General features: G+C 57.3%; 13 protein-coding genes. 5 read left to right on the top strand and 8 right to left on the bottom strand.

Features of this window, described 5'->3' with window-relative positions:
* The first annotated feature begins 60 nt into the window (after window positions 1–60).
* Genes msrB through msrA form a run of 3 tightly spaced genes read left to right on the top strand, consistent with a single transcriptional unit; the run spans window position 61 to window position 3,151 of the window.
* Window positions 61–579 carry a peptide-methionine (R)-S-oxide reductase MsrB gene (gene msrB / locus NE357_RS23485; protein WP_169431814.1) on the top strand — a complete coding sequence of 173 codons (519 nt, stop codon included), beginning with the start codon at window positions 61–63 and terminating at the stop codon, window positions 577–579.
* A gap of 43 nt (window positions 580–622) precedes the next feature.
* On the top strand, window positions 623–2,431 hold the full coding sequence (locus tag NE357_RS23480) for a cytochrome c biogenesis protein DipZ (protein ID WP_169431813.1): 1,809 nt from the start codon (window positions 623–625) through the stop codon (window positions 2,429–2,431).
* A 15-nt stretch (window positions 2,432–2,446) separates the two neighbouring features.
* Entirely contained in the window at window positions 2,447–3,151 is a 705-nt protein-coding gene (msrA, locus tag NE357_RS23475; protein WP_169431812.1) for a peptide-methionine (S)-S-oxide reductase MsrA, read from the top strand.
* 7 nt (window positions 3,152–3,158) lie between these two features.
* Here msrA and NE357_RS23470 read toward each other — a convergent pair whose 3' ends face one another.
* The 4 genes from NE357_RS23470 to NE357_RS23455 all read right to left on the bottom strand — a co-directional run bounded on the left by NE357_RS23470 (window position 3,159) and on the right by NE357_RS23455 (window position 7,560).
* Entirely contained in the window at window positions 3,159–3,674 is a 516-nt protein-coding gene (locus tag NE357_RS23470; RefSeq protein ID WP_169431811.1) for a hypothetical protein, read from the bottom strand.
* Window positions 3,675–3,752: 78 nt separating this feature from the next.
* Window positions 3,753–4,880, bottom strand: coding sequence for an alginate O-acetyltransferase AlgX-related protein (locus NE357_RS23465; RefSeq protein ID WP_169431810.1), 1,128 nt, complete (start codon window positions 4,878–4,880; stop codon window positions 3,753–3,755).
* Between the two features lie 11 nt (window positions 4,881–4,891).
* Window positions 4,892–6,373: an MBOAT family O-acyltransferase gene (locus tag NE357_RS23460; protein WP_169431809.1), complete on the bottom strand. Its 1,482-nt coding sequence runs from the start codon at window positions 6,371–6,373 to the stop codon at window positions 4,892–4,894.
* Window positions 6,374–6,654: 281 nt separating this feature from the next.
* Window positions 6,655–7,560: a LysR family transcriptional regulator gene (locus NE357_RS23455; protein ID WP_169431808.1), complete on the bottom strand. Its 906-nt coding sequence runs from the start codon at window positions 7,558–7,560 to the stop codon at window positions 6,655–6,657.
* Between the two features lie 102 nt (window positions 7,561–7,662).
* On the opposite strand from NE357_RS23455, the gene NE357_RS23450 reads away from it, so the two are divergent.
* Entirely contained in the window at window positions 7,663–8,838 is a 1,176-nt protein-coding gene (locus NE357_RS23450; protein WP_169431807.1) for an aspartate aminotransferase family protein, read from the top strand.
* Window positions 8,839–8,927: 89 nt separating this feature from the next.
* Here the strand turns inward: NE357_RS23450 and NE357_RS23445 are convergent, their stop codons facing one another.
* The 4 genes from NE357_RS23445 to NE357_RS23430 all read right to left on the bottom strand — a co-directional run bounded on the left by NE357_RS23445 (window position 8,928) and on the right by NE357_RS23430 (window position 12,926).
* Window positions 8,928–10,847 (bottom strand): alkaline phosphatase D family protein, encoded by a 1,920-nt coding sequence (locus tag NE357_RS23445; RefSeq protein ID WP_169431806.1) that lies wholly within the window; start codon window positions 10,845–10,847, stop codon window positions 8,928–8,930.
* 72 nt (window positions 10,848–10,919) lie between these two features.
* Window positions 10,920–11,663, bottom strand: coding sequence for a hypothetical protein (locus tag NE357_RS23440; RefSeq protein WP_169431805.1), 744 nt, complete (start codon window positions 11,661–11,663; stop codon window positions 10,920–10,922).
* A 132-nt stretch (window positions 11,664–11,795) separates the two neighbouring features.
* Window positions 11,796–12,149, bottom strand: a complete 354-nt coding sequence (locus tag NE357_RS23435; protein ID WP_169431804.1) for a hypothetical protein — start codon at window positions 12,147–12,149, stop codon at window positions 11,796–11,798.
* A gap of 447 nt (window positions 12,150–12,596) precedes the next feature.
* Entirely contained in the window at window positions 12,597–12,926 is a 330-nt protein-coding gene (locus NE357_RS23430; protein ID WP_169431803.1) for a hypothetical protein, read from the bottom strand.
* A gap of 247 nt (window positions 12,927–13,173) precedes the next feature.
* Here NE357_RS23430 and NE357_RS23425 point away from each other — a divergent pair, with 247 nt between their 5' ends.
* Window positions 13,174–14,043: a TIR domain-containing protein gene (locus NE357_RS23425; protein WP_169431802.1), complete on the top strand. Its 870-nt coding sequence runs from the start codon at window positions 13,174–13,176 to the stop codon at window positions 14,041–14,043.
* Window positions 14,044–14,487 lie beyond the last annotated feature (444 nt).

Here is a 14,487-nt window from a genome sequence, read left to right as displayed (position 1 = left end):
CGATCAACCCAAGCCTAGGCTGTGTTCCACGACAGGCATCTGGAATTTTGGGAGACGGCCATGTTTTCACGGCGACAGATTCTCGCAACAGGCGGCGGGCTGGGGCTTGCAGCGTTACTGACGGGTGTATTGCCAAAATTATCCACGGGCTCCGCGCTGGTGAGTGAGGCGCTTGCCGACGAGGCTTTCGAAGTGACCCACAGTGACAGCGAGTGGCATGCACTGCTCACCGACGAGCAATACGACGTGCTGCGCAAGGAAGGCACGGAACGGGCCTACAGCAGCCCACTGAACAACGAGCATCGGGCCGGCACGTTTGCCTGTGCCGGGTGCGATCTGGCGCTGTTCCCGTCGGACACCAAGTTCGACAGCCGCACCGGCTGGCCGAGCTTCTGGGCGCCGCTGGAACACGCCGTGGCCACCCGCCAGGACCGCTCCTTCGGCATGACCCGCGAGGAGGTCCATTGCCGGCGCTGCGGTGGTCACCTGGGACATGTCTTTGACGACGGGCCAAAGCCCACCGGCCTGCGCTACTGCATGAACGGCCTGGCCATGACCTTCAAACCCGTGGCGGTTTGAGTCATGGCCCGCCTGCAATCTTCACTCACTACAGGACGACACCATGTGGCTCTTGGTTCTCGCTTATCTCGGCGGTGTGCTGACGATCGTCAGCCCGTGCATCCTGCCGGTTCTGCCTTTTGTCTTCGCTCGCACCGGGCAGCCGTTTATCAAGAGTGGCTTGCCGCTGCTGGCCGGGATGGCTCTGACCTTCGCCCTCGTTGCGACACTGGCGGCGGTGGGCGGCGGTTGGGTGGTGCAAGTCAATCAGTACGGTCGCTGGCTCGCGTTGCTGTTCGTTGCACTGTTCGGGCTGACCTTGCTGCTGCCGCATCTGGCCGAGCGTCTGACCCGGCCGCTGGTGTCCGCCGGCAGTCGCCTGTCGGAGGCCGCCGGCCGGGACAATCGTCCGCGTCCCGGCGCGTCGTTTCTGATCGGTGTCGCCACCGGGCTGCTCTGGGCACCGTGCGCCGGGCCAATCCTCGGCTTGATTCTGACCGGAGCCGCACTGCAAGGGGCAAGCATCGCCACCACGCTGTTGTTGCTCGCTTACGCGGCGGGCGCGGCTACGTCGCTGGCTGCGGCGCTGCTGCTGGGCGGTAAGGTTTTTGCGCTGATGAAGCGTTCGATCGGCACCGGCGAGTGGATCCGCCGCGGACTCGGCGCTGCGATGCTGGCCGGTGTGACCGCCATCGCGCTGGGCCTCGATACCGGGATTCTGGCACGGGTCTCGACCGCCTCCACCGGCGGTCTGGAACAGGCCCTGGTCGGCAAGCTCGCGGGAAAATCCCCTCAAAGCAACGGCACGATGATGGCGCAGATTCCCGCTGCGGATGATGCGGCGAACAGCAGCATGATGGCCGCCGGTGGCGCGATGAAAATGGCTGCCAAGGCGCCGGGCTCTTTGCCGGTCGAAGGTCAGCTGCCGCCGCTCGATGGCGCCGTGCAATGGCTTAACTCCGCCCCCCTGGATGCAAAGGCATTGAAGGGCAAAGTGGTGCTGGTGGATTTCTGGACCTACTCCTGCATCAACTGCCTGCGCACGCTGCCTTATGTCAAAGCCTGGGCCGAGAAGTACAAGGATCAGGGCCTGGTGGTGATCGGCGTGCACGCACCGGAATTCGCCTTCGAGCGTGATGTAGGCAACGTCACCAAAGCCATGAAGGAACTGGGTATCAACTACCCGGTTGCCGTCGATAACGACTACAGGATCTGGCGTGCTTTCAGCAATGAATACTGGCCGGCGCATTACTTTGCCGACGCACAGGGGCGCATTCGTTACCACCACTTTGGCGAAGGGGACTACGCCGAATCGGAACGCGTCATCCAGCAACTGCTGCGTGAGGCCGGTGCGAAAACCGTCGCCGACGGTTTGATCAATGCCGATGCCCAAGGCGTGCAGATGGCGCCGGACATGAATCAGGTGCTGTCGCCGGAAACCTACGTCGGCTACCAGCGCGCGGAACATTTCGTACCGGAGACCAGCCTCGTGCCTGACAAGGTGGCGGCTTACACGACGCCGACCAACCTCGCCCTGAATGACTGGAGTCTGGGCGGGCAATGGGCGGTCGGTGCCGAGCGCGCCACCGCCAGTGCGCCAGCCAGTCGTATCGTTTACCGGTTCCATGCCCGTGACCTGCATCTGGTGCTGGGGCCGGGTACGGACGGTAAACCGGTGCGTTTCAAGGTGACCATCGATGGTCAGGCACCCGGCGATGCCCACGGAGTCGATGTGGCGCCTGACGGTAGTGGTCGGGTAACCGAGCAGCGTTTGTATCAATTGGTGCGGCAAAACGATGGGGTGAAGGATCGAACCTTCAGTATCGAGTTTCTCGATCCGGGCGTGTCGGCCTACGCCTTTACCTTCGGCTGATCAGGAGTGCGCGACATGAAAACTCGAATTATCTGGCGTCGTCTGTTGCTGGGCGTCGCAGCGGCCGGGGTGATCGGTCAATGCTCGGCATTTTCTTTCGGCGCCGAGGAGGGTGTGGCCATTGCGCCGCCGGCTCTTGATGAGAACACCCAGGCACACAGCGAGACGGCAGTGTTCGCTGGCGGCTGTTTCTGGGGTGTGCAGGGTGTTTTCCAGCACGTCAAAGGCGTGCAGAAAGCCGTTTCCGGATACGCTGGCGGCGCGGCCGACACGGCGGAATATGAACGAGTCAGCGAGGGCGACACCGGGCATGCCGAGTCGGTGCAGGTCACCTTCGATCCAACTCAAGTCAGCTACGGCAGCCTGTTGCAGATCTACTTCTCCGTTGCCCACAACCCGACCGAACTCAATCGTCAGGGGCCGGACAGCGGCACGCAATATCGATCGGCACTGTTCCCGGTCAATGCCGATCAGCAACGAGTGGCCCAGGCCTATATCGCTCAACTCGATGCGGCGCATGCCTACAGCAAACCCATCGTGACCAAACTGGAAACCTACAACGGCTTCTACCCGGCGGAGGATTATCACCAGGACTTCCTGACCGAACACCCGACCTATCCATACATCGTGATCAACGACCTGCCGAAAGTGGCGCAGTTGAAGCAACTGTTCGCCGAACGTTATCAGGAGAAGCCGGTGCTGGTGAAAAGCGGGTCGTGATCACTGGTTATTGTGCGGTCACCGGCGACTGTCGGGCGGCGAGGGTTCGCAGCGTCCAGTAGAGCTTCAGCGAACGGGTACTGATCAGGCCGCACATGAAACCCGATACCGTGGACTTGAGCAGGAGCATATTCGCAGAAGCAGAAAACTCCGGATTTACGTCCTGTTGATATCCGAAGTAGAAGTTCGCGGAAAAAAACATCAGGAGCATGATCAGGATTTTCACGGTGCCCGGCATGATCAGCCCGGTTGCGGAGTCGTCGAGTACCACGCCCTTGCGGGAAAACACCATCCAGGCCGCGAGAGCACCCAGCAACAGCGCGCCGAACCAGCAGCCAAGGAACAGGACCGGGTCGATCGTCAAGTTCACGGAGTACAACGACCACGCCAAAAATGCAGGTGGTGTGATGAGCATCGAGAGACGGCTTTCACGGCGGGGAGAAAATGCCTTGATCCCGAAATAAACCAGCAACAGAAAAATCACGTACGCCCGTATCGGGGTGTTTTGCAGAATCGTTAGCATCGTGCAGCATCCATGCTGGAAAGAGATAAACGAGCATAGTCGTTATCGAACTCAAGGCAAAAGCACCTTCCTGTTTGGCTAATTGATCACTGCGGCTTCAACGTCGGCGATGGGTGGTCCCGATTGGAAAAAGTCGCTGCGAATATCTCGCTCGACACTCGTGATGAACACATAGTCCGGTTGGAATCGTTCAATGAGTGAGACGAGCCCCTCAGGTTTGAGCGGCAGATAATACACATGCAATGTTTCGGTAAAGGTGGCCGACATCAAGGGAGACATTGACATGCCAAACGAATCACGTAACCAAAGTACTTTTTTCGGATTCAGGGCGTGTGGCGATTTGACCAAAAGAGGTGACGCCGGAGACGCGACTCCGATGTTTTGACCCGCGAATGTGATGTCACCGGAGTTGAAGTCCTGGTGCTCGACCGGTAGTGCGTATTCGTCAGGGAAATTGAGCACGGTCTCATGGTCGGTCAGCGACGCTTGAATCCTCAGAAACTGGGCCAGGTCACCACCAAGACGTTCGTGAGTTTTCAGAATCAAGGGTTCCCGAGCCTGCGGCCATGTCAACCGAGCCTGGCTTTTCGAAAGGCTTTTGCGCAACTCATCGAAGGCGATCCATGCACCTGCGTTGTTCCAGTGTGTATCGGTCTTGTAGTAGAGCGGATGGAGAAGTTGTTCTTTGGCCTTGAGCAACGCCTTTGTCGGATCGACATAAATATCATCTCGCACGTAACGCAGCAGCACATCGGTTGGCCTGGCAGGGGCGTGCGACGACCAGTTCGGGAGGTGTTCCGGATATACGGAGTCCTTGTCCGGGCCTACGACAATGCGAAAGGCGACCACGCCTTTGTTGTTCAACCATTGACTCCAGGCCTCTACGGACCGGGCGACTTTCTCGACTGTCCGAGTATCCTCCTGGTTCATACCCATACGTTTCGATGAAATCGTATTGGCGTAGTCGTCACCGAGAAACAGCCAGCCATCCTTGCCGATGATGACTTTCCCCGGACTGATGGACAGCCCGATGGGGTAGATCCATTCGCTGATGACAGCATGAAATGAATCCATGTTGTACAACACCTTTGATTTCCACCATTTCACGTCGCTCTGTGCCGTGAACACCTGTTTAAGATTGATCGCCGGTACAACGCTCATGATCAGCACTGTCAGAGTGAGTGCCGCATACAATTTCTTTTTCATTGGCGGCATCCTCAGAAATTGAAGTAGAGGAAAACGGGGCTTTTGCTTTGCACGCCGGTGTACAGCGCGAGGCAAAACAGTGTGGACATTGCGAGCGCCTTCGCATGCCCGAAGTCGCTGCGAACGGTGAGTTCGAAAGCATTCTTCTGGCGAATGATCAGCAGGGCGATCGCGATCATCAATGTGGGTGCAAGGTTGGCGACCAGGCCTGCGGGAAGGATCTCTAGCAAACGATCGGAAAAAATCCCTCCCCATGCAAGATTGGCGGTCGGCACGCTATTGACGGCGAGTTGATGGATTGAGTCGAAATCTACCAGCCCACGAAGTATGCGCAGGGCATCGTCAACGGTATCGGCTCTGAAGAATACCCATGTGATGTTCACGAACATGAAGGTAACAATCCATGCGACAGGATCGGGCAGCGACATGCCCCATTGTTTCCAGATCCGATGCATGACGATGGCGCCGCCGTGTAATGCTCCCCAAATGATGAACATCCAGCTCGCGCCATGCCAGAGTCCACCGAGAACGAAAGTAATCATCAAATTGAAATACAAGCGCTGCCGACCCCCTCTGTTACCGCCTAGCGGTATGTATAGGTAATCGCGAAGATAGCGGCTCAACGTCATGTGCCAACGCCGCCAGAAGTCCTGGATGTCCAGCGACTTGTAAGGTGAGTTGAAGTTGACTGGCAGCCAGATGTTGAACAACAGCGCTGCACCTATTGCCATGTCGCAATAACCACTGAAGTCAAAATAGAGTTGAAAGGTATAGGAAAGGCTGGTCGCCCAGGCGCTGAAAAAATCATGGCTGGCACCTTGTGCGAAGCCGGCATCCGCCCAGATGGCGAATGTATCGGCAAGCACGACTTTCTTGAAAAGACCGATGCTGAAAATAAACAGCCCCATCATTATGTTTCTGTGGCGAACGGCAAGCGTCCAGCGCGACTGAAACTGGCTCATCATTTCTTTATGGTGAAGAATCGGCCCGGCGATCAAGTGAGGAAAGAACGTTACAAACAACGCATAGTTTACGAAGCTGTACTCTTTCGCGAGGTTCTTGTAGCAGTCCACCAGAAAGGCGATCTGCGTAAAGGTGTAGAAGCTGATGCCCAAAGGCAGAACGACCTGGACAAAAAACAGGTCTGTACCAAGAGCCGAGTTTATGTTGTCGACAAGGAAATTGGCGTATTTGAAGTATCCAAGCAAGGCCAGATTCGTGACGATTCCAATAACGAGAATGGCTTTTTTAGATAGGCAAGACGTCACAGGTCGGTTGGGGGTCGCAAGGCTTTTTCCCACAATGAAATTGAATCCAATGGAGAGCCCGAGCAAAGGAATATACGCGACGCTCCAGTGCCCGTAAAAGATCAGGCTGGCAATGACAAGCCAGACTTTTCCAGCCGTGATCAGTCGTTTGCGATTCAGGAAAAAGTACACAAAAAAGACAATGGGAAGGTAGATCAGGAAGAATTTTGGGGAGCTGAAGGTCATGAAGGGCCTGGAATGTGTCCGTGCTTTCAGAAAAGCGGCGGATTGTATCAAGCCCAATGTAATCGTGAAGACTGAAAGTGCTGGTCTAGACGGTTCCTACACACATCTCGGAAATGGCATTCAAGTTTGCTGAGTGTTTAAACACAGAGGACGTTCCATCGCAATCACTGAGGCTTCAAACCCCAGGCGGGTAAAAGATCGCGTACCGTCAGAGCGTTTTCCATTGGGTGATCGAGTCCTTGATGAGTGGATGAATGCAATTGAACCGATGCCAAGCGTAGTCAGTTTTTTCCCCATGTCCGCATCGCAAACTCGACGAAGCGCCGCAGTTTCGGCAAACGATAGCGATCCTGTGCATAAAGCAGGTGCAATGGGCGGCTCGGTGGCTGGTAGTCGGGAATCACCGTGACCAGTTTGCCGTCGCGCAGATCCTGTTCCACCAGTGCATCGGGCAACATCACGATACCCATGCCGGTGCGGGCAGCCTGATGCAAACCGGCGGAGGTATTCATCAGCATCGGCCCGCTGACGTCGATCATGATTTCACCCTCCGGACCACTCAATCGCCAGCGTTTTTCCACCGATTGCCAGTCATCGCCGGCGGGGTAGGCGAATGACAGGCAATCGTGTTGTTGCAGGTCTTCAGGTGTCAGGGGCATGCCGCGCCGGGCCACGTATTCCGGGGAGGCGCAGACGGTCAGGGTGTAGTCGATCAATGGGCGGGCGATCAGGTTCGATTGCTCGAAATGGCCGAGGCGGAACGCGACATCGAGACCACTTTCCAGCAGATCCGGGCGGCTGTTGGTCAGCACGACATCCATTCTGACTTGCGGATACTGCAGAGAAAATTCGCTGAGCGCCGGAGCCAGGCGTTCGACACCAAAGGTTAACGGCGCGGTGATGCGCAGCAAGCCGCGCGGCTCATCCAGGGTTTGCTCGGCGAGTCGTTCGGAGTCTTGCACCAGGCCCAGCACTTCCAGACAGCGCTGATAATAGACCGTGCCGAATTCGGTCAGCCGCTGACGGCGTGTGGTGCGTTGCAGGAGTTGCACGCCAAGGCGCTGTTCCAATGCCCGCAGGTGATTGCCGACCATGGTCGTGGACATTTCGCATTGCAGGGCGGCCGCCGTCATGCTGCCGGTTTCCACAACCTTGACGTAGACGCTCATCGACTGGAACAGATCCATTATCAAGCCCTGCTTTTAAATGATTGAAGTTTTGCCGAGTTTATCCAGTTCTGGTGGCTAACCATACTGCAAGCACACCGACCTTCACTGGAGTTTGAAGTCATGACCGCCGCCGCCCTGATGAACACGTACCAACCATTGGCCCTGAGTTTCACCAAGGGTCTGGGCACTCGACTGTGGGATCAGGCCGGTCGTGAATACCTCGATGCCGTCGCAGGAGTGGCGGTGACCAATGTCGGCCACTCGCATCCGCGAATTGTTTCGGCGATCAGCGAGCAGGCGGGATTGCTGCTGCACACCTCCAACCTTTACAGCATCGATTGGCAGCAGCAGTTGGCGCGCAAGCTGACGCAGCTGTCGGGGATGGAGCGGGCGTTCTTCAACAATTCCGGCGCCGAGGCCAATGAAACCGCGCTGAAACTGGCGCGGCTGCACGGTTGGCGCAAAGGGATCGAACAGCCGCTGGTGGTGGTCATGGCCAATGCGTTTCATGGCCGCACTCTCGGCACCTTGTCCGCCAGCGATGGCCCGGCGGTGCGCTTGGGATTCAACGAGCTGCCGGGGGATTTCGTCAAAGTGCCATTTGGTGATCTTGAAGCGCTGAAGCAGGTGCAGCAAAAACATGGCGAGCGGATCGTGGCGATTCTGGTCGAGCCGATCCAGGGTGAAAGCGGCGTGCAAATGGCGCCGCCGGGTTACCTGAAAGCCCTGCGCGAACAATGCAATCGCCACGCCTGGCTGTTGATGCTCGACGAAATCCAGACCGGCATCGGCCGCACCGGGCGGTGGTTTGCGTTTCAGCACGAAGGTATCGTCCCGGATGTCATGACCCTCGCCAAGGGCCTGGGCAATGGTGTGCCGATCGGTGCCTGCCTGGCACAGGGCCGGGCGGCGGAACTGTTCACGCCGGGCAGCCATGGCAGCACCTTCGGCGGCAATCCGCTGGCCTGTCGGGTGGGTTGTACGGTGCTCGACATCATTGAAGAGCAGGGGCTGTTGGAGAATGCCCGGACACAAGGCGAGCACTTGCTCAGCCGTTTGCGGGCGGAACTGGCGGACAACCCGAATGTGCTGGCGATTCGTGGACAGGGATTGATGATCGGTATCGAACTGAAACAGCCGATCCGCGACCTGACCCTGATTGCCGCGCGGGATCACGCGTTGCTGATCAACGTTACTCGCGGCAAGACGATCCGGCTGCTGCCGCCGTTGACGATTGATGAGCGGGAGGTGGGGATGATTGTGAGGGGAGTGGGGCGGATGCTTGAGGCAAACTGACCGCCACGAGATCGCCTGAAGTTGCTGCCGATTTTTTCGGCAGCCATTTTTTCATCCGGGTAAATCTGCTGTCGGATATTGCCGCAATCCTAATCAGGATAATCCGTCAGATCCGGCGCCTGCATCCGGGTCTTCGGCGCGCCGTTCGAGTTGTGTTGAATGATCTCTCGGGGCTGCCCTTGTTCATTGAAAAACACCTGACCGATCCCCGCCGAATTCCATAGCCGTTCACCGGCTTCGGCATGCTCGGGAACGTACGGCACGATGCGCATGCGCCGGCGCTTGGTCAGCCAGTTCAGCGGCGAACGGGGTGAGTAGAGCCAGCGGTTGAGGCGGTCGAACCATTCCAGCAGGGTGGGCGGGAATTCGTTTTTGATGCCGCTGCTGGTGATCTGCCAGATTCGCGGTCCGGCCTTGCGGTGTCGGATAAGCACTTCGTAGACAAAGGAATAATGCACATCCCCTGACAGCACCACGTAGCTGCCGGGTGTACGGGTGTGTCGGAAGATGTTCAGGATCACCTGGGCCGCACCCCGATGGGCCATCCAGTTTTCCGCGTCCACCAACAAGGGATAACCGCACCAGCTGAAGACTTTCTGCACAGTCTCGATCAGCTTCACGCCAAAGATCGGCGCCGGTGAAACGATGATCGCCGAGGGATGATCGAGCAGTTCCTGTTGCAGTTCGCTCAGGGCTTCCCAATCCAGCAGACCGGAAGGTTGCTTGAGCGCCATCTCGCTGCGCCAGCGACGGGTGCGGGTGTCGAGTACCACCAGCGCCGGGCTGGTCGGCAGCACGAAGTGCCAGTGTTGGAAGCGCAGCAGTTCATCAATCAATTCGTCCTGCACGAGAGCGTCGAGATGACGGTCGTCACCGCTGGCGCTCAGGCCACGGGTTTTCTCCAGCACTGTGCTGAATGCATCCGGATTGTTGCCCCAGCCCTGACACAGCATGTAGGCGATCAGCGCGTTGCCGATGATGCGTTTGGAGAACGGGTGGCTGTAGGCGGTTTCTTCCCATTGCGCGGAAAGATTCCAGTCATCGGTGATGTCGTGATCATCGAAAATCATCAGGCTCGGCAAGTGCGCCAATGCTCGGGCGACGTTGCCAAGACCTGCCTTGAAGGCATCGATCCGGGTCTGCTCCAGTGCGTAGCGCTGCTGGCGTTCGTGCGTCACCTTCGGGACTTGCGGATCGATCAGCGTCCATGGCGTCGGCGACCACACCAACAGGTACATGGCCATGACTTCAGCGAACGTCACCAAGTGATTGTCCGCGCTGCTGCTGGTGAAAATCGGCTTGCGCGCACCGCCGAAAAATCGCTCGCGCAACGTCTCGTTGCTCTCGAGCGCCGGTAACAAATCCGCACGGTGGTAATAGCTGGCCGGGTGTTCGTAGAGTCGAGCGCTGTCGCTGACCACCGCGCCTTCGAGTTGCTCACCGAACAGGCAGAGTCGCTCGATCAGGGCGTGAATCGCCCGCAGCATTGGGCCGGCGACGTCATCGGCGTAGATCTGATCGCCGCTCATCATCAGCAAGGCAGGGCGTTGTTGTGGCTCGTTTTCAGCCGCCAGCAGTTGATCGACACAGAGCAGACCGTCAGTCGAAGGGTGATGCGGTTTGCGACAGGAGCCGTGGAGCAGTTGATCGATCCGCGAGCGCACGACAAGGTTCGGGCACAGGGCGCTACCGTATAACAGATGCGGCGCCCAGTCGGTGACGGGATGTCGGCCATCGATCAGCAAGTCGTAATCGACACGCGTATCAAAAGGCAGGGGACTGTCGAGCGTGATGTCTATCAGGTGAATGAATGCATGAGCGCCCACAGGAATGACCGTGCATTTCCCGGCCTCCAGTGGAATGTCTCCTGCGCCTTGCAGGCGCAAGGTCAGCGCCAGCTCGCGGCTGCCTACCAGCCAAAGCACTACGCGCGTCGGCTCCAGCCGTCGCAGCAGGGGGCCGGCCAGCACCGGAGGCAGCGCAGTCAGGTCAACAGAAGTTTGAGACATCGGAGGGCAAAACTCAGGTCGCACAGGCTGGCGATAATAGCTCAGCCTGTGCTTTCAACCCTTAAGCGAGGCTTAAGAGTCCACCTTTTGCAGCTTCAGCGCCAACAGGCGCCATTCGGCAGGCGTCGTGTCGACCCTTGGTTGTTCTTGCACGGAGCAGTCGAAACGGTAAGTGACGTCGTCGCCATTCATGTTCCGCGCGGTGACGGTGTTGCTGAAGGTGTAGACCTGTTCCTTGAATCGTTGCGGGGCGAGGCTCTTGCTATCGGCAAACCGCGCAGAAGCGGGGAAGCGCAAGGTACTGGTCACGAACGGGCTGCACATGACATACGCGAGCATCGACTTGTCGCCCTGCGCGTCGTTGCGCAGTTTTTTGCTCAGGGCTGTCAGGGCCTTGCGTCCCTGGTCGTCACTCTGGTCAATCACGGTTTGCACCGACATCGTCTTCGGCGCCCGACTGGCGTAGTTCGGCAGCAATGCCGAATCTGGTGGAGAGGGTTTGTCGTCCGGCTCGATAGCGGCAAACACTGGCGCGTCTTTCAGCGCAGCGGGGCTTGCAGCCGACTCGGCTTCCGGCAGCAACGACGTCGGCTCGGCGTCCTGCGCCACCACGTTTTCAGTCTGCGCCGCTTCGTAGCGATGCGCCGAAGGGAACAGTGAAAAAGTGATCGACAACACCACCAGCGCCACAATAAAGCCGCCCGCTGCACCGACCAGGTTGCCGTAAAACAGATTCCAGCTGCCGCGGTTTTTCACCACCCAGCGCCACATGAAACCCCAGGCTGCGACAAATGCCAGAAAACGCAGAAACTCCATTCGATCCTTTCCTTAAACCTGCAAAAACCTGAAAACAGTGCGTCGTGGAGAATGAGTCCTGACGGTGGACGGCAAGATATCAAAATAGATTTCTGGTGCCACGAGAACCTTCATACCCAGTGTCGATAAAAATCACTTGAGTGCAAAAAACGCCAGGGCTGTGATGCCGGCCACCGTGCCGCAAAGGCCTGCCAGAAGCTGCCGCGCAATGACGGGCTCGACTTGCGAGCGTCGCGCGACCAGCATCCACACGCCGATCAGAGCCGCGGCGGTTGTCATCATTTCCAGCAATGTACCCGTCAGCCCGGATACGTGTGGCCGGGTCGACCCGAACAGGCCGATGTAAAACTCCGAGACCACCAGTCCCACCACCAGACCGCTGGCAGCGCCCAGCAGGTTGGCGAGAAACAGGTTCCAGCTACCACGCCGCTGGACGACCCACACCCACATGGCCGCCCAGGCTAAAAGACAAAACGCAAAGTCCATCGAATCCTTCCATTTGAGTCAGTACCGGTCAGGTTCTTTGCGCCCCGCCCGGCAGTGGATGGCAAGATAGCAAAATAGTAGCGTCGCGCCACTTTCTTCAGCTGCGCAATGGACTACACATGCCTGGCATTTCTGGCGAAGCGCATCCGAAGACATTGATGATCAAGGTCGACTGGCGTGGCGGCAGACATTGCCGAGCCGTGCGATACGTCAAATCCTAGGTGATCTACACCGCCCATCCCGATTAGGGCAACTGCGCAATCTATAGAGAGGTCGCGGTGCTGGGCGGAGCCATGGTGGAGAGGGGAGACACCATCGATCGTGACGCGATTTTTCAATACGTGGGATGGAAGAAGCAGGAAGGAGCAGGCGGGTTCCCCATCGACATTCAAGTGGTAAAGGTGCGCAAGTAGTCCGAGGGGCTGTTTCTTCAGATCGCACGTCTGATTACAGAACGTCCTTCAAATACCCCTTGAGCGCGAGGAGCGGCTGATCCAGCTGATCCAGCGACTGCGCCTGACTGAAGTCGGTCGACAACTTGTACAGTTCCCGCCCCATCGGTTTCTCGACGCCACCCAGCGCACCCATCGCCAGCGCCAGGCACTCGTTCATCTTGAACTGGATCGTCTCGACATCACCTCGGCGCACCAACAATTCGAAAACGTCTTTCTGATAGTCGCCCATGACCATGTCATCCCGCAGAATCGGGCTCAGGCCTTCTTCTTCGTAGGCGAGTTTGAGGGAGAACAGGGCGACGGTTTCCAGTGACGTTTCCATGGTGTGAACCTGTGTGAGATCTCGCCGGATGGTCAGCGGCACTTTCCGACAGACGAAAAAAAAGGCCTTGCTAAGCAAGACCTTTTTTAATTTTGGTGCCCGAGGGAGACTCGATACATCCATAAGATTCGTGGCTTGCAGGTCGATTATAAAGCTTGGGATACATGGAGGGATACACGGTGGTGAGTGCTGGCACATTTTCCAATATGGGATAGTGTTCTGCATCTCACAATGGAGCACGTCATCGATGGCCCGAGTTCAACCCCCACCAGAACCTTCCGCTTCCAAGCTTCAAATCCAGCAGCAGGATATCAATCGAAACATCGAGAGGCTACGAGATCGTGTTTCCGAACTCGAAGCATTCGATCTGACCTCCGTGCGTCACGGCCTTACACCAGAGGTAAGGGGGCTGGAGGTCAGAATCAAAGACACTCTTGTACGGTGCTTTGGTGAGAACACTTCTACCTACAATGATTTGCAGTCTGCAGCGGTTCTTGCGTTCTATCCGCGCTTTCGGGCTAACGGGGTACCGACAGATTATGTTGGGCGCCTTGAGAAAAACATCAAAAGGGCTATCGAGCTTCTTCGGCAAGGCCAAAGAACATTAGCTGAAGACCTGGCCGACTTTCAGCATGAACATGAGAAAAATCTGGATGAAGGGGAAGTGATGGAAGAGTTATCAAGACGTGTGTTTGTCGTTCATGGTCATGACGATGGCTCACGCGAGATGGTGGCTCGCTTCCTTGAGAAAGTAGGATTCGAAGCTGTGATCTTGCACGAGCAGGCTAACGGAGGCCGGACGGTTATTGAGAAGGTCGAAGCTCACGGGGATGTAGGGTTCGCCGTCGTATTACTCACTCCTGATGATGAAGGATGTGTGAAAGGTGGGATGCCTGAACCGCGGGCTCGCCAAAACGTAATCTTGGAACTTGGGTATTTCATCGGTCGTCTTGGACGAGGGAAGGTTTGTGCACTCAAGCGAGGAGCCTTGGAAATACCGAGCGATTACGCAGGTGTAGTCTATGAATCACTGGACGGTGATTGGAAGCAAGCCCTTGGCCGTGAACTTCAAGAAGCTGGACACGAAATTGACTGGAACAAGGTTATGCGGTCTTGAGGCATCTGCTAGGTGCCTCCCGCAAGTGAAGAGTGAGGCCGACGCATCGGGCCTCCGTGCCGAAAGCTGCCGGGGACCCTGAGGATATTTAGATGATACGGGGTCGGAAACCCGCGGGACTGTGGTAGCGGGAGATGCTGGAGCTTACTGAAATTTCAACGTTGAATTGAAAGGATCTTGAAGAAAAAAGGACATCGTTACCGTACCGGTAATGATGTCCTTGGATCGATTGTTTTGTAGTGCAGATGCACTGTTGAACAGGCAGTTCACCGGGTTCACCTGTTCACTAAGCTGGGAGTTCTCCCGCTACCAAGGTCCGGCGGGTTTCCGACCCCGTGTCTCGAAGAAAACCTCAGGGGCCCCAGCACACTGCGGGAGATACACCTGACGTTCGCTGGTGGGATTGATGCTTACGGGGTGTGGGGGGCTGTACCCCTCAAAAAT

The organism is Pseudomonas sp. G7(2022) (assembly GCF_052660475.1).
This window is presented reverse-complemented; position numbering and strand designations above follow the sequence as displayed.